Here is a 21,788-nt window from a genome sequence, read left to right as displayed (position 1 = left end):
GAATATAGCCATTGAACTCACCAACGCTTGCTTGCATCAACATCCTTAACATTTTCTTCAACCCACACAGACCCTTGTGTAGTTAGCTCCTTCTTCCAGAAAGGCGCCTGTGTTTTTAAAAAATCCATCAAGAATTCTGCTGCCTGAAATGCATGTTCACGATGTGCACTGGTAACACCGACAAAAACAATTTGATCACCCACCTGCAATTCACCAACGCGATGCACGATATGTGCAGCAATTAATTCCCAACGCGAGTTAGCTTCATCCAGAATGTTCTGCAAAATATTTTCTGTCATGCCGGGATAATGTTCGAGCGACATACTTTTTACATCGCGCGCATGATTCATATCGCGCACCCGCCCCACAAAAAAAACCACTGCACCTGCAGCAGTATCACCTGCAACCAATTCAGCGTACTCGTGCCCGATATCAAAATCCTGCGTTTGCACTGCAATCGAAAAAGACATATCAGCCTCCGGTAACAGGTGGGAAAAAAGCAACTTCATCACCTGTTTTTAGTGCCACATCAGCTTTTGCATATTGGTGATTTACCGCGACTAGCAGTTTGCTATTGGAAAGAAATTGTTCCCAATGCGGATGACCAGCCACAAGGTATTGTTTGAGGGTTGCGATGCTAACAACATCTTCAGCCACAACTTGTAACTCAGCAGCGCCCAATTGCTCGCGCAGTTGGGCGAGAAATAAAACCCGGATCATTGCTCACTCTCTCCCCTAAGATAACGCCCACGCCGACCGCCAGATTTTTCCAGCAGGCAAACCTGCTCAATGACCATTTCCATATCGACAGCTTTACACATGTCGTAAATCGTTAATGCGGCAATGCTGGCTGCCGTCAGCGCTTCCATCTCAACGCCCGTTTGCCCGGTGAGTTTGCAATAGCTGGTGATTTCCACGGTGGAATGCTGGTCATCAATTACAAAATCTACTGCGACCTTACTCAATGCCAATGGATGACAAAGGGGAATCAAATCCGCACACTTTTTTGCTGCTTGAATTCCAGCAATGCGGGCAACTGCAAGTACATCACCTTTTTTAAGGCTATTGGCTTTAATTTGCGCCAACGTCTCCGGCTTCATCAAGACTCGCGCAAAGGCGCGCGCCTCGCGTACGCTGGCAGGTTTTTCCGAGACATCCACCATGCTGGCGTGCCCTTGGGAATCTATATGGGTTAGTGACATAGAGAACTTATCCAATGCAATGAACTGCAGTTTACCGTGCAGCAGGAAGTAAATATCGTTATCATAAAACACCTGTCGGCTATGGCCGCATTTTTATTTCCCTCGCAGCAGAATTCCACCAACTAATGACTTCAACCAAAACTCTTGATCGTCGTTTTACCTTGGCACCCATGATGGAGTGGTCAACCTCTGACTGCCGCACCTTCTGGCGCTTGCTGACCAAAGAAGCAGTGCTTTACACGGAGATGGTTACCACTGGCGCGCTCTTGCACGGCGATAAGTCGCGGTTTCTGGATTACAACGCTTGCGAACATCCGCTGGCATTGCAATTAGGCGGCAGCGATCCCATCGCCCTCGCCGAATGTGCCCGTATTGCAGAAGATTGGGGATACGATGAGGTGAATCTCAACTGCGGCTGCCCGAGTGATCGCGTGCAAAATGGCATGATCGGCGCCTGCTTGATGGCAGAGCCTGAACTGGTTGCCGATTGTATCGCCGCTATGCAAAACGCCGTCAAAATCCCTGTCACCGTCAAACACCGCATCGGTATTGATGATATGGACGACTATGAAGGCTTGGTTAAATTTGTCAGCACTATCGCAGAAACTGGCTGTCACACGTTTATCGTCCATGCGCGCAAAGCCTGGTTAAAAGGCCTAAGCCCCAAGGAGAATCGCGAAGTTCCACCATTGCAGTACGATAAGGTGTATCAACTGAAACAAGACTTTCCGCACTTGAATATCATCATCAATGGTGGCGTCACTACATTGGAGCAAAGCAAAAACCTGCTGGATCATGTAGATGGAGTGATGATCGGGCGCGAAGCCTATAGCAACCCTTATCTTCTCGCGCAGGTCGATCAACAGATTTACGGAATCGACAAGCCCGTGGTGAGCCGCGCTGAGGTCATGCAAAAATTTATGCTGTATTGCACTGAAGAATTGGCCAAAGGAGCTCGCCTTAATCACCTGACCCGCCATATCCTGGGGCTCTACCAAGGTCTGCCGGGCGCGCGCCAATTCCGCCGGATTATCAGCGAACAGGCGCATAAACCCGATGCAGGAATTGAGGTACTTGAGCGCGCCCTTGCTGCATTAAATGAGTTACCATTAGCAAATACAGTTGATGCCGGGAATGCTTAAGGCCTCCGACACTATTGAATTATCAGCTTATAAAAAATGACTGCTTTCCGCATAAAGTCATAACGACTATAATATATCTGACGGCAATAAAACGAAGATCAACCACTTGTACTTTCAGAGATAGGATTACCACTGTGACTAGCAAACTTGAACAACTGAAAAAATTTACCGATGTAGTTGCCGATACCGGCGACATCGAAGCCATCCGCCTGTACAAACCGCTGGATGCCACCACTAACCCATCCCTGGTATATAAGGCTGCGCAAATGCCGCAATACCAGGATTTGCTCACGGCATCGATAAATGCCAGCAAAGGCATCACCAATAGCGCCCAACAATTAAGCGCTGCTTGCGACCATTTAGCAGTGGGTATTGGCTTGGAAATTTTAAAAATCGTTCCCGGCCGCATTTCAACCGAAGTCGACGCACGCCTGTCGTTCGATACCAAAGCTTCTATTGCCAAAGCCCACGAACTCATCAGCCTTTATGAAAAAGGTGGTGTGGATAAATCACGCGTTCTGATCAAACTCGCTTCTACCTGGGAAGGTATCCGTGCTGCTGAAGTGCTGGAAAAAGAAGGCATCAATTGCAACCTCACCTTGCTGTTTGGTTTTAACCAGGCTGCTGCCTGTGCAGATGCAGGTGTGTTTTTGATCTCTCCGTTTGTGGGTCGTATTCTGGATTGGTACAAAGCCAATACTGACAAAAAAGAATACACCGCTGAAGAAGATCCAGGTGTAGTGTCTGTGCGTCACATTTACAATTACTACAAACAAAATGGCTACAAAACAGTAGTGATGGGTGCCAGCTTCCGTAACATCGGTGAAATCGAAGCACTGGCCGGCTGTGATCGCCTGACCATCAGCCCACAATTGCTGCAAGAGTTGGAGCAGGACAAAAACGAATTGAAACGCGTTTTATCACCGGACAACACGGGTGACGCAATTGCCAAACGCCTTGAAACTGAAGCGAGCTTCCGCTTTGGCTTGAATCAGGATGCCATGGCGACCGAAAAACTGGCTGAAGGCATTCGCGGTTTTGTCAAAGACCAGATCAATCTTGAGAATTTGTTGAAAGCCCGTGCTCAATAAACTCTCGCGCTTTATCGAGCGCCACCTGCAACCCGCAGGTGGCAGTTCGCCCGTATTATCTGATCACCAGAAACAATTGGCGGTAGCCTCATTGCTGGTTGAAGTAGCAATGGCTGACCATCAATTTTCCGAGGTGGAGCTGCACAACCTCACTCTCATTCTTGAGCGTAAGTTTTCACTATCGCTTGACGAGCTTACAGAGTTGATTAGTCTTGCTAAAAACGAAACTAATCATGCAACGTCCCTGCATCAATTTACCCAGCTTATTAATCAGTATTGCACGACAGAAGAGAAATTTAAGCTGATGAAAGCCATGTGGGAAATGGCTTATGCCGATAATGATCTGGATAAATACGAGGATTATATTATTCGCAAAGTGGCCGATTTGATTTACGTGCCACACACCGAATTTATTCGTGCCAAAAGTCTGGTTAAAGCGAGTTTGTTAAGCGCAGAAAATTAATGCAGCGTTCAAATAAAGGAGGGTATTAGCAGCTCTCGAGCATATTGACCAAATTTCGGAAAGTATCGGCGTTACTAGCGTTCAGCCCCATCAAAATTTTGTGCGCTTCCAGCACTTTTTCTTTCACTTCCTGTTCATTACAGTTAACACAATTCAGCGGTTGCTCGGCTAACACAGGGGCATCCAATTTATCGACAATGGTGAAAATATCGCCGAAACCCATAGTCTGCAAAATACGCTGGATACTGGGATTACTCGCCAGAATCACCGGCATAATGCCGTGACGCTCTTGCCCAAGGATAGAAATTTTCGCCATCAGCCCCAGAGTAGTACTATCGATAGCCTCTGCCTCCGACAGATCAAAGAGTACCGAGATAAAACTCTCACTCTTGAACATGGCATCGATAAATTGATCAAATGAGATGCACAATGTCAGGCGTACATCGCCCACCATTTTGATCACATAAACACCATTGTGGTCGGCAACTAAAATCTGGCCGGCTTTCATCAACTAACACCTCGGGCGATGGACAAGACTGCAATGTCATCCGGGTTATCACGAACTTCTTTTATAACTAAAGTATTACAGACAGAATCCAAACTGCCACTACTTGAAGCAATTAGTTTTAATAAATGGGCTTCTTTGTCTTGTAACTCCGTTTGTGGCAAGGTTTCCAATACACCGTCAGAAAAACAGACTAAAGCAAATTTCTCTGGTAACTGCCGTTCGTAAACCTCCCAGTTAACTTCCTTGAAAATGCCGACCGGCTTGCCGCGCCCGGTCAAATATTCGACGCCAGCATCAGTGAGTAAAATGGGCATCGGCAAATGACCAGCCACAACGTAATGCATTTGGTGGGTAACCGTATCGATTACGCCCACAAAAAGCGTCAGGTGGTGGCTCAGGCGTGTGTCATGCAACTCGCGATTAATCTGCCGCAACATGACATCTGCACCTTGCGCAAAAGAGCTTTCATCCCCAAACAACCCCTCTTCCCGCACCATACGGCTAACCAGATGTTTAAGCCAGATAGTCACAAAAGCAGAAGATGCGCCATGCCCGGAGACATCGGCCAAATAAAATGCGAGATAGCGTTTTTTGATGTGGGCGTAATCAACAAAATCGCCGCTGAGGAACAGGGATGGGACGATGGTATGGGCAGCAGTATAACCTTCTTCAGTTGTGAAGCCCGAAGGCATCAAACGGCGCTGCACCCGTCGACCGGCAATTTGGTCGCGCTCAAGCACGCGCAGATTTTCCTTTAACTCCCGATTAGCGTCTTCCAATTGAATTCGATAGCGCTGGTTTTCCTCTTCCAAATCCTGTCGGTCGAGCACTTTGTTGATCGAATGAACCAGCACTTCCAAATCGACCACTGGTTTTATCAAATAATCGCGCGCACCTAAACGTAGCGCAGTTACCACATCATTCATCACACCGGCGCCGGAGATAACAATCACCGGCAGCGAAGGATGGCGATCATGCAATAGCTGCAGTAGTTGCAAACCATCGCCATTCGGCATACGCAGATCAGTGATGATTAAATCGGGAAGGGAATGGTCAGGATTAGCGAGCAAATCAAGTGCAGCGGTGGCATCAGAGGCAGAACACACACAAAAGCCACTGTCCGTCAGATAGGTCACAATACTCTGGCGGACAAGGGCATCGTCATCGATGATAAGCAGCTTGCGGCTTGCGGGTGTCATCTTATGCTCGGACTTTTTATGGCTACAGTTGAGTTAAGGGCAATCGATAAGGCGCGTAACACTACTCCTTCACCTTAAGGAGCGCAAGCCATAGCAACTAACGCCCTGCCTGCTTAGCTAATTAAGTTTTGTTTGCATTCTATTTGCACCGCCAAGGGGCAACAATCGTTAAATCTTGGACTATTTCGGCTTGCTACGATTTTTGTCGCGTTCAGCTTTACGTCGCATCTCGACCAGTTGGCGCTGAGTCATTTTGCTTTTGCGCTCAGTATAGGGGTTTTCATTATTGCGATATTCAATCCTGATCGGTGTGCCATGCAAATCGAGCACACGCCGGAAAGTTTTTTCCAAGTATTTGGTGTAATGGCTAGGTATATCGTTCGTCTGGTTGCCGTGGATCACAATAATAGGAGGGTTATGCCCGCCCGGATGCGCATAGCGTAGCTTGATGCGACGCCCTTGAATCATTGGTGGCTGATGCTCGCGCACTGCATCTTGCAGGATACGAGTCAGGAAATTGGTGCTGAATTTATCGGTGGCGGATTGGTAAGCTAGCTCAATCGATTTGTACAGGTTACCCACGCCAGTGCCGTGGAGGGCTGAGATAAAGTGAATAGTCGCAAAATCCACAAAACGCAAACGGCGTTCAAGTTCGCTTTTGACATACTGCTTGTGCGCATCATCCAAGCCATCCCACTTATTCAATGCGATAACCAGCGCTCGCCCCGCTTCGATAGTCGTGCCCATCAAATGCAAGTCCTGCTCGACTACACCTTCGCTTGCATCCATTACCAACACCACGACATTAGCATCTGCAATAGCCTGCATAGTTTTAACAATAGAGAACTTCTCTACCATCAAATCAATATTTTTACGGCGGCGCACACCGGCCGTATCAATCAGGGTATAAGGCTTATCAAAGCGGGTGTAATTGATATACGTACTATCGCGCGTGGTACCCGGCTCGTCGTAAACCACTACCCGCTCTTCACCCAGCAAGCGATTAACCAATGTTGATTTACCCACATTAGGACGGCCAACAATCGCGATTTTTATCCCGGTTGCCTCGTCTGATTGATAGTCCTCAGGCAGTTCAGGAATATCAGCCAGCACCTCCTCCATCAAGGACCTAACACCGCGACCATGGCTGGCAGTCGTAGGGTGAACCTCACCCAGACCCAACTCATAAAAAGGTGCAAGTGCGATGTCAGGATCCATGCCATCGATTTTATTAGCGACCACATAGGTTTTTTTGTTGTTCACCCGCAAATGCTTGGCAATCATTTCATCAGCAGGGTTTAAACCAACACGACTATCAACAATAAACAGCACTATGTCAGCTTCCTGAATTGCAAGAAGAGACTGGCCAGCCATCATGCTATCAATGCCCTCTTCTTCTCCGCTTATCCCACCGGTATCAATGACGATAAACCGGCGATTCTCCAATACGCCCTCGCCGTATTTACGGTCGCGGGTCAAACCGGGATAGTCTGCCACCAATGCATCACGCGACTGGGTGAGACGATTAAAGAGTGTGGATTTACCCACGTTAGGGCGGCCAACAAGTGCTATTACGGGGATTATCATAAAAGTATCAATTGAGATGAAAAATCATGGGATTGCAGCAACGGATCACCGCATAAATTCATGTACGTAAAAAAACAAAACCAGCCGCTGAGAAGTTTACCTTATTCGATTCAGGTAAATTCAAGCGGCTGGTTGGTGTTAATAAATAAAGCTGGAAACTATTTGTCCTTTTCCGCCCTAAATGCAATTAGTTTGCCGCGATTGGTATAAACATAAAGTGTCTCGCCATCCGTTAGCATTGGTGCTCGGGCACCCTTTCTATCTACGCGAGTGCGCGCAACAAATTCACCATCACTTTGGTTAACAACATGCATGTAGCCTTTAAAATCAACCACTGCGACATAATCACCAAACACTTGCGGGCCATTTAACAGACGACGCAGCATTTTTTCGTTACTCCACAGCTGCTCACCCGTGACTGAGTTGTATGCAACCAATTTTCCGTCGGCATGGGCGACAAACAACTTATCGCCCGACAGCGCCACACTCTCGCTGGTAGAACCATCCTGACCCCAAAGAGGTTTGCCAGTACCACGAGCGAGGGCACTGATACGCCCTTGATAAGTACCTACATAAATCACACCATCTTTAATCAACGGGCTTGAATGGATATCAACCATACGCTCCAATTCGGAACGTCCTTTAGGTGACGCAATACGCTGCTCCCACAATATCAATCCATTGGCCGGATTAAATGCCATCATACGACCATTGGAAAAACCGGAATAAATAGCGGTATCTGTCACTATGGGTGATGGAGTTCCACGCAAGGTTAATACCGGTGGTGGATTGTCATAAAACCACAACTGTTCGCCGGTTTTTGCATCCAGCGCAAACAATTTGCCATTCACGGTTTGTGCAGCAACAACACTACCATTAGTGCGCGGAGCAGAAACCACTTCACCCGGTAATTGTCTACGCCATACTTCATCACCTGTTTCTTTGGAAAGCGCCATCACTTCGCCCGCGTAAGTTGCGACCAACAGCAGGCCATTCTCTGCCGCTATACCACCTACGATTTGGCGATTGGGGTCACCTGCAACAAAAAAACTTTTTAACCAGGTCCACAGGCCTTGTTGCGATTTATTAACTTTGCGCGACCACTGCTTTTTACCGGTTTTGCTGTCTAACGCAACAACCAGACCTTCATAATCCACTGCATAGATAGCATCGCCATCCAATGCCGGAGTGAGGCTACTAAACCCTTTGTTTTGGCCTTCACCGATGCCGCGTTTCCATACCTTGTCGAGATCCAATGTCTCTTTAAAATCGACCAACTCCATGGGTTCATTCCCGGTTTTTTTACTAAACCAGGAACAGCCGGACATAGCGAATGCACAAAGCAATACCAAGCAGCTCAAGTGCCTCACAGAGACTTGCATCATTGAGCCTTCTCCTCAGCCGGAGCTGCAGGTACAGGGCCATCCACTTTCAAATCATCAACTTTCATTTGCAATAACATGTAGCGCTCTTGTTGTTGAGGGTCGGTTGCTGCGAGTGCTTTTTCGTAAGCAGTACGTGCCGCATCCAAATCACCTTGCAATTTCAGGATATCACCGCGCGCTTCTGCATACTCGGAAGTGAACGCAGCAGCAGGCTCGGGTGACAATTGTGCCAATGCATCGGCATAAACTTTTTGTGCCGTTAATACACGAGCCAGACGCAAACGAGCAAGTTGCTCAGTCGCAGCATCGGGTTTGGCAGACAAAACCCATTTAAGTTCACTCACAGCAACATCCAATTTATTATCTTCCACCGCTAACTTGGCCAGGAAAAATGCAGCGCTGTGCGCATACATACTTTTACTGTTGCCGTCTTTCAACTCGCTAGCGAGGTGAGCGATAGTTGCTTTATCTGAATCCGTCAGGATTTTACCTGGTTCAGCATTAGTCAGTTTGAGCAATTGCTCATACACTTCTGACGCTTTTTCCGCTTTCTGACGTTTTTGGTCCTGCCAAGTGGTGTATCCAAAATAACCAACCACAGCAACCAACACGGCGATAATTACGGTTTTACCGTAATCCTTCCACCAGCGCTTTAATACTTCTAATTGTTCTTCTTCTGAAAGATGTACGCTCACAATTGACTCCTGTAGACCTTAGCGCAATGCGCAAAAAATGAAATAATTTTTAAAACGTTATTTTTTTACTCGGCGAACTGCTTTACTCAAGAGCAAGAAGGTAAGCAATTGCCTTATCAAAATCGAGTGTTTGCTGCTCGATTTCTTCACGCAAAAATTTGATCGTCACTTTACCTGCTTTGACTTCATCTTCACCTAAAATAAGTGCGATATCTGCACCACTTTTATCGGCTTTTTTCAGCTGGTTTTTAAAGTTGCCTCCGCCACAATTGATTAACAATCGCACAAAAGGCAACTCATCGCGAATCCGTTCTGCCAATTGCATAGCAACTGATTGCACATCACCCACAGCAACCAAATAAATATCCGCCTGCTGATCGAGCCCCTCGGGTATTGCTTCTACCGCCTGCAACAGTAAAACCAAGCGCTCAAGGCCGATACCAAATCCAACCGCTGGCGTTGATTTGCCGCCCAATTGCTCGACTAAACTATCGTAACGACCGCCTGCACACACTGTACTTTGAGCGCCTAATTTGTCAGTCACCCATTCGAACGCCGTTTTACCATAATAATCGAGGCCGCGCACCAAGCGCGGATTAATCTGGTAACTAACACCAACAGCATAAAGCAAGGATTTTAGACCCTCAAAATGCACACGCGATTCTTCATCCAGATAATCCAGCAATACTGGCGCTGCATTGAGCAATGCCTGGGTGTTTGCATCTTTGGAATCGAGGATACGCATCGGATTTGTAGAGAGGCGGCGTTTGCTGTCCTCATCCAACTGATCCTGCACATTACTCAGATAAGCAACCAGGGCATCTTTATAGGCCGCTCGCGCTTCTGCACTACCGAGCGAGTTAATTTGCAACTGCACGTGTTCAGCAACACCAAGCTCGCGCAAAATACGCGCACTAAGAACCAACACTTCGGCATCAATATCCGGCCCTTGAATACCAAAGGTTTCTACACCAATCTGGTGAAACTGGCGGTAGCGACCTTTCTGGGGGCGTTCATGGCGAAACATAGGCCCCATGTACCAAAGGCGTTGCGTTTGATTGTAGAGCAAACCATTTTCTTCGCAGGCGCGAACACAACACGCAGTACCTTCAGGGCGCAGGGTGAGGCTGTCACCGTTGCGATCATCAAAGGTATACATTTCTTTTTCGACGATGTCGGTAACTTCACCAATCGAACGTTTAAATAATTCAGTTGATTCAACAATCGGAAAACGAATTTCCTGATAACCGTAACGCGCCAAAATATCAGTGACGACACCTTCAACGTATTGCCACAACGGCGCATCTGCCGGAAGCAGATCGTTCATACCGCGAATTGCCTGGATTTTTTTCAATTTCGAACCTTAATTGTTGCAAGCCAGAAAGCGATTAGCCTTTGGCAATAATATTCCTGGCGTCAGCATCCATCTGTGCTTGTTTTTGCGCCGCTTTTGCGCGGATCAACCGCTCTAAATTATCAACCAAATTTTCATTGGTTAACTTTTGGTTAGGTTCACCGTCAATATAAATTAAATTGCTTGGTGTGCCACCAGCAAGCCCCAAGTCTGCCTCTTTGGCTTCACCCGGGCCATTAACCACACACCCAATAACAGCGACATCGAGCGGAACAGTAATATCTTCTACTCGCTGTTCAAGATCATTCATCGTTTTGATCACATCAAAATTTTGTCGCGAACAACTAGGGCAAGCGATAAAATTTACGCCCTTGCTGCGCAAACGCAAACTGCGCAGCATGTCCCAACCAACCTTAATTTCTTCAACAGGATCAGCAGCAAGCGACACGCGAATCGTATCACCGATACCATCCATTAACAGCGCGCCCAAACCTATAGAGGATTTCACTGTCCCCGAGCGCAAACCACCTGCTTCGGTAATACCCAAATGCAATGGCTGCTCAATCAATGTAGCGAGTTTGCGATACGCCGCAACCGCCATAAACACATCGGACGCTTTTACACTGACTTTAAAATTATGGAAATTTAGCGAATCCAGAATTTCAACATGGCGCAATGCAGACTCCACCAATGCATCAGGTGTAGGCTCGCCATATTTTTTTTGCAAATCCTTTTCAAGCGAACCCGCATTAACGCCAATCCGAATCGGAATATTGAGATCGCGCGCCTTATCAACCACAGCTTTAATACGCTTTTCACGTCCGATATTACCGGGATTAATACGTAAGCAATCCACACCCAAGTCCGCTACTCGCAGCGCGATGCGATAATCAAAATGGATATCCGCCACTAACGGAATATTGACTTGCTTGCGAATTTCACCAAACGCTTCCGCCGCCTCCATCGTTGGTACAGACACACGAATAATATCGGCACCAGCCAATTGAATGCGACGAATTTGCTCTACTGTTGCCGCAACATCAGTAGTTTCGGTATTCGTCATACTCTGTACTGAAATAGGCGCATCACCGCCAACGGGAACATTACCCACCATAATCTGGCGAGATTTACGACGTTTTATTGGAGACTCGCAGTGCATAACTATTCCTGATCAATTTTACGCAATCATTCGCGTGTGGGCGCACCCACTTTTATCGACAATACATTGGTACCCAAAGCAGGCACTATAGCGACCTGATCGCCATTTAATTCTATCTTGGCTGCAGGTGAATTACCGAGCTTCACATCAAATGGAGCTGTACCCTGCAATTGCAAACTACTACCTGCAGATTGCAAATCGGCTACCAATACATCACCGCGCGCATCACTGACTTCAAGCCAACACTCTTCGGTAAAAGAAAAAGCAATTGAATCCAATTGATTAGCATTAGCCTGTTTTGCCGCCAATTCAGAATGTGCAGCCGAAGACATAGACAAACTCGCTGCAACAGATTGAATTGCACTGGAGAGACTTGAATTCTGCACCGGTTTTACGGAACTATCTGATGTAACATTCACCGGCTGCTGACTTCCAATAAGTTGTTGCTCCACTGTGACCAGCGCAACACTACTCACCGCTGCCTGTCGTGCATTGGATTCGCTTAGCGATTGTACATTTAGCGCAGTTTCCACAGGAGGAACCACTGCCATGGGCCTGTTGTATGTTGGTTGCTGACGATTATCAAAAAACCAAATCGATACCAACCAAAGTACTAACAAGGCAAGCAGAACCATTACAATAAACTGCCACAGGGGTTTATTGGCAGATTCTGTGCGACGCGGTAAAACCTGCTCAACCAACCCATGTTTTTGCGCATGACGATCATAGGCTGCAAGCACCTGCACTACATCAAGCTTTACTAAATTTGCGTACGCACGTAAGTATCCACGGGTAAATGTGTCTGAACCCATATGGCGATAATCATCTGACTCAAGGGCACGCACCTTGGTCAACGTCATATAGAGTTCTTTCGCTACTTGCTCCTGAGTCAAGCCTGCACGCTCACGCGCCCAAACTAATAATTTACCAGGTGAAAGTTCGCGAAAACGACTATCGTCGGTAGATTTTTTTTCGTCGTCAGCTGCCATTAAAAGCCCGTTAATTTAAATATCGCTTGTGGTTTTACATCATCGTTTGTTTGTATTCCAAATACTCTTTGGAATAGGGAAAGCGATTCTTTAATACCAACAAATAACTGGCTTCTTTATCCTTGTTGCCAAACACGCGCTCTAAGCGAATCCCAAGCAAGAGCGCACGTGCAGATTGCTGCCCAAGTGCCTGATAGCGATCCAAATGCCTCTTGGCTTCAGCGTATTCCTGGTTTTGGAAACTCATGGCGGCCAATTCAATATACGGCTCAGAAATTCCTTTATCCAATATTGATGCATGTTCAAACGCGGCCTTGGCACGCTCGTTTTTCCCAAGCAGCAACGCGGTCCTGCCGACATTTACCAGAGCAGAAGCACGGCCATCATAATCGAGATCGCTGGCAGCCAGTTCGAATTGCGCAAGCGCCTCTTCATAGCGTTTCAGACCAAATAAAAATACTCCGTAATTATTATTGGCCAACGTAAAATTCTTTTTACGCTTGAGTGCTTTCTTGAAGGTTTCTTCCGCAAGCGCAGGTTCACCCTCTAACTGATAAAGACGCGCCATCGCTTCAGTAGCATCAGCAGAGTTTTTATCAATTTCTGATGCTTTGCGTAAGTGATGACGAGCAGCTTCCCTATTACCATTATCAATATATCCTTGAGCCAACTTAATATGTAATTCCAAAGATTTCGATTTATCAACTTTCCGTGGCTTGCCACTTTTTACTTCTGACGCACAACCAATGAGAAGTGCAACAGCAACAACAGACACTAGGGTTAATTTCAGCAATCTTATAAAGTTATTCATTTGCATCATTGACACCATTGTATTTGGAATTATTGGCTAACAATTTTTACCGCTTGTACTTCATCAAACTGCGCGCGGTAGCGTTCGCTACGGCGCGTCACATCATTCACCTGTCCTGCTAACTGACCACAGGCTGCATCGATATCGTCACCACGCGTCGTGCGTACAGTAGTAATGTAACCTTCCCCCATCAAAATATCCTGAAACTTGCGCAACGCGTTGTTACTGACTCTTTTATAATTCGATAGATTAAATGGATTAAATGGAATCAGATTGATTTTTACCGGAACATCACGCAATAGCTCAGCCAGTTCACGGGCGTGATGGGGGCGATCATTCACTTGATCAATCAACGTGTATTCAATGGTAATTTTTCGATGGGTGTCCGGCATTGCTTCGATGTAGCGTTTGGCAGAATCAAGCAACATCGCAATTGGATATTTACGATTGATTGGTACTAATTCATTGCGCAATTCATCGTTAGGTGCGTGTAGCGAAATAGCAAGGCAGGCATCGGTATACTGGCTTAAACGATCCAATTGCGGCACCACACCGGAAGTGCTCAGCGTAACGCGACGCTTAGAAATTCCGTAAGCGTTGTCGTGCATCATAAGGCTCATGGAATCGACAACATTATCGAAATTGAGCAACGGCTCTCCCATGCCCATCATCACCACGTTGGTGACTCTGCGCGGGCCATTAGCCTGCAATTGACCAAAGGATTTGGCCGCAATCCACACTTGTCCAATAATTTCAGCTGCTGTTAAATCGCGATTAAATCCCTGCTTGCCCGTTGCACAAAAACTGCAATCCAATGAGCAGCCAACTTGCGACGACACACACAAAGTACCGCGGTCGCCATCGGGAATAAATACGGTTTCAATAACATTATTGCCACTGACACGAATTAAAAACTTACGCGTGCCATCAGTTGAATCAAATTGCTGCACAACTTCCGGCATACGTATTTCCGCAATGTTTTTCAACTTTGCACGCAAATCTTTGCTGACGTTAGTCATATCATCAAAGTTGTCAGCGCCAAGCTGATGGATCCATTTCATCACCTGAATAGCGCGAAATTTTTTCTCGCCAATCGATTCAAAAAATGCCACCAGTTTGGCTTCTGGCAAGCCCAACAGATTCATTTTGGCAGAGCCCTCTGCAACCTCCGCGCTAGCGGTGTTAGTGAAACTGGAAACTTCAGTCATGGCTCTATTACCTGGTGAACTACGTTGGGAATAACAGTGATTACAAAATTAACGGACAACAACTTCATTGCTGGCAAAGAAATAAGCGATCTCGCGCGCAGCTGAAGTGGGCGAATCTGAACCGTGGACAGCATTGGCATCAATGGCTTCCGCAAAATCAGCACGGATAGTACCCGGAGCCGCTTTGGCAGGATCAGTAGCGCCCATGAGTTCGCGGTTAGCCGCGATAGCATTTTCACCGGACAGCACTTGCACAACCACAGGGCCAGAGGTCATAAAATCGACCAAGCCAGCGAAGAATGGACGGCCTTTGTGCTCGGCATAGAAGCCTTCCGCTTGAGCACGGCTCAACAGCATCATGCGCTGGGCAACGATTTTGAGGCCAGACTTTTCAAAACGAGCGACGATTTCACCGATATGGTTCTTGCTAACAGCATCGGGTTTGATAATGGATAAGGTTTGTTCAACAGCCATGAGACGCTCCACACGCGATTTTCCGGTTACTGCAGGCTCGGATTTCACCACCCAAAAGCGGATTCAATGCCTACAAAATACAAAACCCGCGAATTATACGCGGGTTTACATTATTTTTATATCCTAGCTATTTGATTAATAAACAAAATCGGTTAGCAAACCTGCCCCGATATTCCATCCGATTTGGATTGGCTTAATTAGTTTGGCTGGCACGATCCTTAATCCGCTTCACCATCGCCCTAAGGCCATTTCCCCGGGTAGAACTCAGGTGCTGCAAAAGGTCCAGCTGTGTAAAATAAGCATCTATATCAAATGCAAGAATTTCCCCAGGGGTCTTGCCGTTAAAGGCAGCCAAGACTACGCCAAGCAAACCCTTAACGATAAATGCATCGCTATCTGCCTGGAAAAACAACTTGCCCGCACGCCATTCATCCACCAACCACACTTGGCTTTGGCAACCGCGCACCAGATAATCTTCGGTACGCAAACTGGCATCCATCTCGGGCAGCTCCTTGCCCAGATCGATAATGTACTTGTAGCGCTCCTCCCAGTTATCAAAAAAACCGAGACTGTCGATAATGTCATCGACGGTTACATCTATGCCAAATTGGGTCATCAAAATTCTCAATACAGGGTCATCAATACACGGAAATCAATAGAACATACCGGTTTGCAACTGGGCCTCTTCGCTCATCATATGGCGCTGCCACGGTGGATCAAACACCAACTCAACCTTCACCGTTTTAACGTTGGGCACCTTGCGCACGCGATATTCGACGTCGCCAACCAATACCGGCCCCATACCGCAGGCTGGCGCAGTTAACGTCATTTGGATATCCACCTGCTTTGCAGCCTGATCCACCTCAACACTGTAAATCAGCCCGAGATTCACTAAATCTACGGGAATTTCCGGATCAAACACCGTGCCGAGCGCTTGCCAGACCTGCTCTTCGACAATCTGGTCATTGGCAGGCTCGGGGAAGCTTATGGTCTCGGACTCAAGCCCCAGCAAATGCGCATCAGTACCATCTACCCGCACCATCTGGCCGTGATAGGTCAGCGTGTAATTACCGCCCAAAGCCTGGGTGATAGTAACGAAGGTTCCTTCAGGGATAGTCAGTGGTGTACCGTCAGGGACACGCCGCGCCGGACAATCAGCTTGGGCGACCACCATACGTCTTTCAGACATAGTAATTCTCTACGCAAGGCGTCTTAGTTAACGCTAAAACTTTCACCGCATCCGCAATAGTCTTTGACACGCGGATTATTGAATTTAAGCTGGCGGTTAACGCCTTCAGTGACGTAATCAATTTCAGTGCCGCTCACAACTGACAGACTTTTAGAGTCAACCAATAACTCGACACCAGTCTCCAGTTGCATGTGCACGTCATCAGCTCTGGCTTCATTGACCAAATCCACAACGTACATCCAGCCAGTACAACCACTTTGCTTTACACTCAAGCGCACCGCTTTCGCGTCTTTAGCAGAACCCAACTGCCGCTTGAAATGTTCAACCGCCGTTGGGGTGACCTGCACAGGTTGCTGCGGATCAAATGATGCGATACTCATAGCAGTCTCCAGGGTTAACTCATCGCTCGTTAAAGCATGTTTCGTTACAACACGTTCGTTACATTAAAAGGCGTTACAACAAAAAGGTTTTCGCTTTTTCAATCGCTGCGAACAGGCGATCCACCTCGGCAAAGGTGTTATAAAAACTGAAACTCGCGCGCACTGTGCCGGGAATTCCATATTGATCCATAATCGGTTGCGCACAGTGATTACCCGTGCGCACCGCAATTCCCTGCTTATCCAATAAGACACCGACATCGGCCGGATGTGCACCTTCGAGCAAAAAACTCATTACTGAGGTTTTATGTGCGGCAGTACCAACCAATTTCAAGCCAGCGGTTGCACGCGCTTTTTCCTCAGCATAATTTAACAGTGCCTGTTCATGCGCAGCGGCAGCGGTACGGTTGATTGAATTTAAATAGTCGATCGCAGCACCCAAACCTATAGCGCCCGCGATATCTGGCGTGCCCGCTTCAAATTTGTAGGGCAACTGATTAAAGGTTGTGCCTGCAAACGAAACGGTTTCGATCATCTCGCCCCCACCCTGATAGGGCGACATGGCATTCAGCAAATCTTCTTTACCGTACAACACACCCAAACCCGTCGGACCAAATAGTTTGTGTGCAGAAAACACATAAAAATCGCAATTGAGTTTTTGGACATCCACCGCCCAATGGCTCACTGCTTGCGCGCCATCAATTAACACGCGCGCGCCAACTGCATGCGCAAGCGTAATAATTTTTTCGATGGGATTAATCGTGCCCATTGCATTGGATACATGACCTACGGCGACCATTTTTACATGGGCGTCAAGCATGGCATCAAACGCCAGCATGTTGATATTACCGTTAGCATCGACAGGAATCGGTTCAACTTTCGCACCGGTTGTCTGGGCGATTAATTGCCAGGGAACAATATTGGAGTGATGCTCCATCGCCGATACCAGAATACGGTCACCCGGCTGCAAATTGGTTTTGCCCCAAGAGGCGGCAACCAGATTAATACTCTCGGTTGTACCGCGAGTCCAAATAATTTGTTTTGCCGCTGGAGCATTTAAAAACTGTGCAACTTTTTCGCGCGCCGCTTCAAACTTTACCGTGGCTCGATCAGCCAAGGCATGAGCACCGCGATGAACATTGCTGTTGTCATTGCGATAATAATCACTGATTGCATCAATCACCGCATTGGGTTTTTGGGTGGTAGCCGCATTGTCGAGATACACCAGCGGCTGCCCATTCACCTGTTGGTGCAAGATAGGGAAATCAGCGCGGATTGTTTCCACATCAAAATGCAACACGTCAATATCACCCAAAGATTTAGTCATCCGTCAACTCCGCCAATGCGCTGGCAGCAATCAAACTGTTGTCACGGCCAAAGAGTTTCGCCAAACGCGGCTGCAAATAATCGTGCACTACGGGTTGCGCAATTTGTTCCAGCAGTTCATTGATAAAACCAAAACTGAGCATCACATCGGCTTCGGCGCGCGACAAACCGCGGCTCTGCAAATAGTAACGCGCATTGGCATTTAACTGGCTTATGGTTGCACCGTGAGCGCACTTCACATCATCCGCGTAAATTTCCAACTCCGGCTTGGTATTCACTTCCGCCTTGTTGGAGGTCAGCATGTTTTTGTTGCTTAATTCCGCGAGAGTTTTTTGCGCGTCTTTATGAATATAAATACGGCCATTAAAAATGGCCTGTGCCGAATCACTCACAATTCCGCGAAACACTTCATTCGATGTGCAATGCGGAACCCAGTGGCAAATATTGGTGTGATAATCAACAACCTGTTGGTTGCGCGGCAGATAAATCCCTTGCAGATCCAACTCGGCCCCCTGCCCGCGATGATTTAATTGGTAATCGACACGCATCAGGCTTGAACCCAATGCCAACGCGAAGCCACGCAGACGCGCATTGCGCTGCAAATCCACATGCACTGCCCCAATATGCTGCGCATGCTCTTCTTCCAAATTCAAACGGTAGTGATGCAAGTTGGCGTTATCGCCCAGATGAACTTCAGTCAATGCATTAGCGAAACCATTTTGCGTATCCGCATTGGAAAAATAATGCTCTACAACTTCAGCCTGAGAGTTCTCATCCAATACAATCAACAGTCGTTGATTGCTTGCCGCTGCAACTGCGGTCACTATATTGACAATATAAACCGGCTTTTCCAAACGCTGGTTGCGCGGCACATGAAGCAAGACACCATCATCAAGCCAGGCATTATTCAGCGTCGCAAATAAATGGCGCTCACCTTCTACAATCTTACCCAGATGTTTTTCAATCAACGCTTGTTGCGCAGCATTGGCTTGCGAGAAACGCACAATCGATTCCGGTAGATTGCTTGAATGTTTTGCATCAAATACACCGTTGATAAATATCAAGCGATAGGCATCAAGCGGAATCAATTCATCCTGCAAAGTTTTATCTAACGATGGGTTTGCAGCCACACCCCAGGTATGCAACAGCGTTTTTTGCAAACCCTGCATCGGTGTATATTTCCAATGCTCGGTTTTGCGTGTTGGCCAAGGTTGTGCCAACCACTCATCAGTTGCCTTATTGCGCAACCCTTCCAACCAGGTCAATGGTTGCTGCTGTGCAGTGAGCCGTATCGCTTGATGTTGAAAATCACTCATGCTTACACAGCCTCGTTTTCAAGCCAGGCGTAGCCTTTTTCTTCCAGCTCCAGCGCCAATTCTTTACCGCCGGTTTTCACAATTCGGCCATTGGCCAATACATGCACATAATCCGGCACTATATAATCCAGCAAGCGCTGATAGTGAGTGACCACAATAAAACTGCGCTCGGCTGAACGCATCGCATTCACGCCGTTGGCAACCACTTGCAGGGCATCAATATCCAAACCAGAATCGGTTTCATCGAGAATGCACAGGCTCGGCTCAAGCAACATCATTTGCATAATTTCGTTGCGTTTCTTTTCACCACCCGAAAAGCCTTCGTTAACACCGCGTTTTAAAAAAGCCTGTTCGAGATTAACGCGTTTACTGGTTTCACGTGCGAGCTTCATAAACTCAACTGCAGACAATTCCGCCTGACCATTATGCTTACGTTTAGCATCAACAGAGGCTTTTAAAAATTCCATATTGCTTACGCCTGGAATTTCTACCGGATATTGGAATGCAAGGAACAAACCTTCGCGCGCACGCTCTTCAATTTCCAGATCAAACAAATCCTTGCCATTAAACTCAACACTGCCGCCAGTTACTTCATAACCATCACGGCCAGATAACACATTACCCAATGTACTTTTGCCCGCACCGTTTGGCCCCATAATGGCGTGAACTTCGCCGGGCTTGATGGTCAGATTTAAACCTTTAAGGATGTCTTTCTCTTCAACACGGGCAAACAAATCAGTAATGCGTAACATAAATTTTTTAGTCCGATAATTTTCTAACACGGTAAATTCAATTTTTTAATCGTTCTTGTTGGGCCATGTCGCTCGCTGAACTCGTGGCCAGCCCAACCTGCAAAATCACTCTGAGCGATTAGCCTACTGAGCCTTCGAGGCTTACTTCCAACAACTTGCCGGCTTCAACCGCAAATTCCATTGGCAATTCTTTAAATACTTCACGGCAAAAACCATTCACAATCATAGAAACGGCTTTTTCTGCATCCAAGCCACGCTGCTGGCAAAGAAACATTTGGTCTTCACTCACTTTTGATGTGGTGGCCTCGTGCTCAATCACAGCACTCGGATTTTTACTTTCGATATACGGGAATGTATGTGCACCGCATTTATCACCGATCAACAGCGAATCACACTGGGTATAATTACGCGCACCTTCGGCACCGGGATTGATACGTACCAAGCCACGATAGGCATTAGAACTTTTACCTGCTGAAATCCCTTTGGAGATAATCGTTGAGCGGGTGTTTTTGCCGATATGAATCATCTTGGTGCCGGTATCGGCCTGCTGGTAATTATTGGTCAGCGCAACAGAATAAAACTCGCCGACGCTATTATCACCACGCAAAATACAACTAGGATATTTCCAGGTCACCGCAGAACCGGTTTCAACTTGGGTCCAGGAAATTTTGGCATTGGTGTGGCATACGCCGCGCTTGGTCACAAAGTTGTAAATACCACCCTTGCCTTCTTCGTTACCGGGATACCAGTTTTGTACGGTGGAATATTTGATTTCTGCATTATCGAGCGCAATCAATTCAACTACAGCAGCATGCAACTGGTTTTCATCGCGCATAGGCGCGGTGCAACCTTCTAGATAACTGACATGCGAACCTTCATCGGCAATAATTAACGTGCGCTCGAATTGACCGGTATTTTGTTCGTTGATACGGAAGTAAGTAGACAACTCCATCGGGCAGCGCACACCTTTGGGGATATACACAAAGGAGCCGTCGGAAAATACTGCTGAATTCAATGCAGCGTAATAGTTGTCTTTTTGCGGTACAACTGAGCCGATATACTTTTTCACCAGCTCGGGATACTTATGTACCGCTTCGCTGATCGAGCAAAAAATAACGCCCACTTCAAATAATTTTTCGCGAAAAGTCGTTACTACCGATACCGAGTCAAACACCACATCCATTGCCACACCAGCGAGTGCCGCTTGCTCATGTAACGGAATGCCCAGTTTTTCATAGGTGCGCAATAGTTCCGGATCAACCTCATCCAGACTTTTGGGCTTTTCATCCATCGATTTGGGCGCTGAATAATAGGACACCGCTTGAAAATCAATATCCTCATATTTGACATGTGCCCATTCCGGCTCGGTCATTTCCAGCCAGGACTGATAGGCTTTCAAACGCCATTCCAGCAACCACTCGGGTTCATTTTTCTTCGCCGAAATAAAACGGATAACATCTTCATTCAACCCCGGTGGCAGGGTTTCCGAATCGATGGTGGTATGGAAACCCGCCGCGTATTCTTTTTTAATGAGATGTTCGACTTGTTCAGACATGGGCAT

The 21,788-nt window shown here is 47.1% G+C and carries 24 protein-coding genes; 3 read left to right on the top strand and 21 right to left on the bottom strand.

The window, feature by feature from the left end; genetic code table 11:
• Positions 1–17: 17 nt before the first annotated feature.
• The 3 genes from moaE to moaC are packed head-to-tail and all read right to left on the bottom strand — an operon-like array spanning position 18 to position 1,202.
• Positions 18–470, bottom strand: a complete 453-nt coding sequence (moaE, locus tag J2X05_RS05575; RefSeq protein ID WP_310069827.1) for a molybdopterin synthase catalytic subunit MoaE — start codon at positions 468–470, stop codon at positions 18–20.
• 1 nt (position 471) lies between these two features.
• On the bottom strand, positions 472–720 hold the full coding sequence (gene moaD, locus J2X05_RS05570; RefSeq protein ID WP_310069825.1) for a molybdopterin converting factor subunit 1: 249 nt from the start codon (positions 718–720) through the stop codon (positions 472–474).
• Positions 717–1,202, bottom strand: a complete 486-nt coding sequence (moaC, locus tag J2X05_RS05565) for a cyclic pyranopterin monophosphate synthase MoaC (RefSeq protein WP_310071317.1) — start codon at positions 1,200–1,202, stop codon at positions 717–719. Before moaC ends, moaD begins: the two co-directional genes overlap by 4 nt.
• 125 nt (positions 1,203–1,327) lie before the next feature.
• Here moaC and dusA point away from each other — a divergent pair, with 125 nt between their 5' ends.
• From dusA to J2X05_RS05550, 3 genes are all read left to right on the top strand, one after another.
• Positions 1,328–2,344: a tRNA dihydrouridine(20/20a) synthase DusA gene (dusA, locus tag J2X05_RS05560; RefSeq protein WP_310069821.1), complete on the top strand. Its 1,017-nt coding sequence runs from the start codon at positions 1,328–1,330 to the stop codon at positions 2,342–2,344.
• Between the two features lie 134 nt (positions 2,345–2,478).
• Positions 2,479–3,435, top strand: coding sequence for a transaldolase (tal, locus tag J2X05_RS05555; protein WP_310069818.1), 957 nt, complete (start codon positions 2,479–2,481; stop codon positions 3,433–3,435).
• Positions 3,425–3,898, top strand: coding sequence for a tellurite resistance TerB family protein (locus tag J2X05_RS05550; RefSeq protein ID WP_310069816.1), 474 nt, complete (start codon positions 3,425–3,427; stop codon positions 3,896–3,898). The genes tal and J2X05_RS05550 overlap by 11 nt, the downstream gene beginning before the upstream one ends.
• Before the next feature lie 25 nt (positions 3,899–3,923).
• On the opposite strand, the gene J2X05_RS05545 is transcribed toward J2X05_RS05550, so the two are convergent.
• From J2X05_RS05545 to sufB, 18 genes are all read right to left on the bottom strand, one after another.
• On the bottom strand, positions 3,924–4,406 hold the full coding sequence (locus J2X05_RS05545) for an STAS domain-containing protein (protein WP_310069813.1): 483 nt from the start codon (positions 4,404–4,406) through the stop codon (positions 3,924–3,926).
• Entirely contained in the window at positions 4,406–5,605 is a 1,200-nt protein-coding gene (locus tag J2X05_RS05540) for a PP2C family protein-serine/threonine phosphatase (protein ID WP_310069811.1), read from the bottom strand. Before J2X05_RS05540 ends, J2X05_RS05545 begins: the two co-directional genes overlap by 1 nt.
• Before the next feature lie 180 nt (positions 5,606–5,785).
• The gene (gene der / locus J2X05_RS05535) at positions 5,786–7,189 is read right to left on the bottom strand and encodes a ribosome biogenesis GTPase Der (RefSeq protein ID WP_310071313.1); all 1,404 of its coding nucleotides are present in this window, start codon (positions 7,187–7,189) and stop codon (positions 5,786–5,788) included.
• Between the two features lie 161 nt (positions 7,190–7,350).
• Positions 7,351–8,577, bottom strand: a complete 1,227-nt coding sequence (gene bamB, locus J2X05_RS05530) for an outer membrane protein assembly factor BamB (protein WP_310069808.1) — start codon at positions 8,575–8,577, stop codon at positions 7,351–7,353.
• Positions 8,574–9,272 carry a YfgM family protein gene (locus tag J2X05_RS05525; protein ID WP_310069805.1) on the bottom strand — a complete coding sequence of 233 codons (699 nt, stop codon included), beginning with the start codon at positions 9,270–9,272 and terminating at the stop codon, positions 8,574–8,576. The genes bamB and J2X05_RS05525 overlap by 4 nt, the downstream gene beginning before the upstream one ends.
• Positions 9,273–9,354: 82 nt before the next feature.
• Positions 9,355–10,626 (bottom strand): histidine--tRNA ligase, encoded by a 1,272-nt coding sequence (gene hisS, locus J2X05_RS05520; RefSeq protein WP_310069802.1) that lies wholly within the window; start codon positions 10,624–10,626, stop codon positions 9,355–9,357.
• A gap of 34 nt (positions 10,627–10,660) precedes the next feature.
• Positions 10,661–11,785 carry a flavodoxin-dependent (E)-4-hydroxy-3-methylbut-2-enyl-diphosphate synthase gene (gene ispG / locus J2X05_RS05515; protein WP_310069799.1) on the bottom strand — a complete coding sequence of 375 codons (1,125 nt, stop codon included), beginning with the start codon at positions 11,783–11,785 and terminating at the stop codon, positions 10,661–10,663.
• A gap of 26 nt (positions 11,786–11,811) precedes the next feature.
• Positions 11,812–12,774 carry a RodZ domain-containing protein gene (locus J2X05_RS05510; protein WP_310069795.1) on the bottom strand — a complete coding sequence of 321 codons (963 nt, stop codon included), beginning with the start codon at positions 12,772–12,774 and terminating at the stop codon, positions 11,812–11,814.
• Between the two features lie 34 nt (positions 12,775–12,808).
• Positions 12,809–13,594, bottom strand: coding sequence for a type IV pilus biogenesis/stability protein PilW (pilW, locus tag J2X05_RS05505; RefSeq protein WP_310069793.1), 786 nt, complete (start codon positions 13,592–13,594; stop codon positions 12,809–12,811).
• Between the two features lie 20 nt (positions 13,595–13,614).
• Positions 13,615–14,793 (bottom strand): dual-specificity RNA methyltransferase RlmN, encoded by a 1,179-nt coding sequence (rlmN, locus tag J2X05_RS05500; protein ID WP_310069788.1) that lies wholly within the window; start codon positions 14,791–14,793, stop codon positions 13,615–13,617.
• Positions 14,794–14,841: 48 nt separating this feature from the next.
• A complete protein-coding gene (gene ndk / locus J2X05_RS05495) occupies positions 14,842–15,267 on the bottom strand; it encodes a nucleoside-diphosphate kinase (protein ID WP_310069785.1) in 426 nt (141 codons plus the stop codon).
• Positions 15,268–15,460: 193 nt separating this feature from the next.
• Positions 15,461–15,883, bottom strand: a complete 423-nt coding sequence (locus J2X05_RS05490; RefSeq protein ID WP_310069783.1) for a SufE family protein — start codon at positions 15,881–15,883, stop codon at positions 15,461–15,463.
• Between the two features lie 36 nt (positions 15,884–15,919).
• Positions 15,920–16,456, bottom strand: a complete 537-nt coding sequence (sufT, locus tag J2X05_RS05485; protein WP_310069781.1) for a putative Fe-S cluster assembly protein SufT — start codon at positions 16,454–16,456, stop codon at positions 15,920–15,922.
• A 23-nt stretch (positions 16,457–16,479) separates the two neighbouring features.
• Complete coding sequence (locus tag J2X05_RS05480) at positions 16,480–16,836, bottom strand: HesB/IscA family protein (RefSeq protein WP_310069780.1); 357 nt, start codon at positions 16,834–16,836, stop codon at positions 16,480–16,482.
• Between the two features lie 73 nt (positions 16,837–16,909).
• The gene (locus tag J2X05_RS05475) at positions 16,910–18,160 is read right to left on the bottom strand and encodes a SufS family cysteine desulfurase (protein WP_310069778.1); all 1,251 of its coding nucleotides are present in this window, start codon (positions 18,158–18,160) and stop codon (positions 16,910–16,912) included.
• Entirely contained in the window at positions 18,153–19,475 is a 1,323-nt protein-coding gene (gene sufD, locus J2X05_RS05470; protein ID WP_310069776.1) for a Fe-S cluster assembly protein SufD, read from the bottom strand. The genes J2X05_RS05475 and sufD overlap by 8 nt, the downstream gene beginning before the upstream one ends.
• A 2-nt stretch (positions 19,476–19,477) precedes the next feature.
• Positions 19,478–20,227, bottom strand: a complete 750-nt coding sequence (gene sufC, locus J2X05_RS05465) for a Fe-S cluster assembly ATPase SufC (protein ID WP_310069775.1) — start codon at positions 20,225–20,227, stop codon at positions 19,478–19,480.
• A gap of 118 nt (positions 20,228–20,345) precedes the next feature.
• The gene (gene sufB, locus J2X05_RS05460) at positions 20,346–21,782 is read right to left on the bottom strand and encodes a Fe-S cluster assembly protein SufB (RefSeq protein WP_310069774.1); all 1,437 of its coding nucleotides are present in this window, start codon (positions 21,780–21,782) and stop codon (positions 20,346–20,348) included.
• Positions 21,783–21,788 lie beyond the last annotated feature (6 nt).

This window comes from Cellvibrio fibrivorans (assembly GCF_031457055.1).
Lineage (GTDB): Bacteria > Pseudomonadota > Gammaproteobacteria > Pseudomonadales > Cellvibrionaceae > Cellvibrio > Cellvibrio fibrivorans.
The sequence above is the reverse complement of the archived record's forward strand: the minus strand, read 5'-3'. Positions and strand labels throughout refer to the sequence as shown.

What these genes read in the sequence shown, in the direction of transcription:
- moaE (WP_310069827.1), bottom strand. Translation starts at nt 470, where the DNA reads ATGTCTTTTTCGATTGCAGTGCAAACGCAGGATTTTGATATCGGGCAC.
- moaD (WP_310069825.1), bottom strand. Translation starts at nt 720, where the DNA reads ATGATCCGGGTTTTATTTCTCGCCCAACTGCGCGAGCAATTGGGCGCT.
- moaC (WP_310071317.1), bottom strand. Translation starts at nt 1,202, where the DNA reads ATGTCACTAACCCATATAGATTCCCAAGGGCACGCCAGCATGGTGGAT.
- dusA (WP_310069821.1), top strand. Translation starts at nt 1,328, where the DNA reads ATGACTTCAACCAAAACTCTTGATCGTCGTTTTACCTTGGCACCCATG.
- J2X05_RS05545 (WP_310069813.1), bottom strand. Translation starts at nt 4,406, where the DNA reads ATGAAAGCCGGCCAGATTTTAGTTGCCGACCACAATGGTGTTTATGTG.
- J2X05_RS05540 (WP_310069811.1), bottom strand. Translation starts at nt 5,605, where the DNA reads ATGACACCCGCAAGCCGCAAGCTGCTTATCATCGATGACGATGCCCTT.
- bamB (WP_310069808.1), bottom strand. Translation starts at nt 8,577, where the DNA reads ATGATGCAAGTCTCTGTGAGGCACTTGAGCTGCTTGGTATTGCTTTGT.
- ispG (WP_310069799.1), bottom strand. Translation starts at nt 11,785, where the DNA reads ATGCACTGCGAGTCTCCAATAAAACGTCGTAAATCTCGCCAGATTATG.
- J2X05_RS05510 (WP_310069795.1), bottom strand. Translation starts at nt 12,774, where the DNA reads ATGGCAGCTGACGACGAAAAAAAATCTACCGACGATAGTCGTTTTCGC.
- pilW (WP_310069793.1), bottom strand. Translation starts at nt 13,594, where the DNA reads ATGATGCAAATGAATAACTTTATAAGATTGCTGAAATTAACCCTAGTG.
- rlmN (WP_310069788.1), bottom strand. Translation starts at nt 14,793, where the DNA reads ATGACTGAAGTTTCCAGTTTCACTAACACCGCTAGCGCGGAGGTTGCA.
- ndk (WP_310069785.1), bottom strand. Translation starts at nt 15,267, where the DNA reads ATGGCTGTTGAACAAACCTTATCCATTATCAAACCCGATGCTGTTAGC.
- J2X05_RS05490 (WP_310069783.1), bottom strand. Translation starts at nt 15,883, where the DNA reads ATGACCCAATTTGGCATAGATGTAACCGTCGATGACATTATCGACAGT.
- sufT (WP_310069781.1), bottom strand. Translation starts at nt 16,456, where the DNA reads ATGTCTGAAAGACGTATGGTGGTCGCCCAAGCTGATTGTCCGGCGCGG.
- J2X05_RS05480 (WP_310069780.1), bottom strand. Translation starts at nt 16,836, where the DNA reads ATGAGTATCGCATCATTTGATCCGCAGCAACCTGTGCAGGTCACCCCA.
- J2X05_RS05475 (WP_310069778.1), bottom strand. Translation starts at nt 18,160, where the DNA reads ATGACTAAATCTTTGGGTGATATTGACGTGTTGCATTTTGATGTGGAA.
- sufD (WP_310069776.1), bottom strand. Translation starts at nt 19,475, where the DNA reads ATGAGTGATTTTCAACATCAAGCGATACGGCTCACTGCACAGCAGCAA.
- sufC (WP_310069775.1), bottom strand. Translation starts at nt 20,227, where the DNA reads ATGTTACGCATTACTGATTTGTTTGCCCGTGTTGAAGAGAAAGACATC.
- sufB (WP_310069774.1), bottom strand. Translation starts at nt 21,782, where the DNA reads ATGTCTGAACAAGTCGAACATCTCATTAAAAAAGAATACGCGGCGGGT.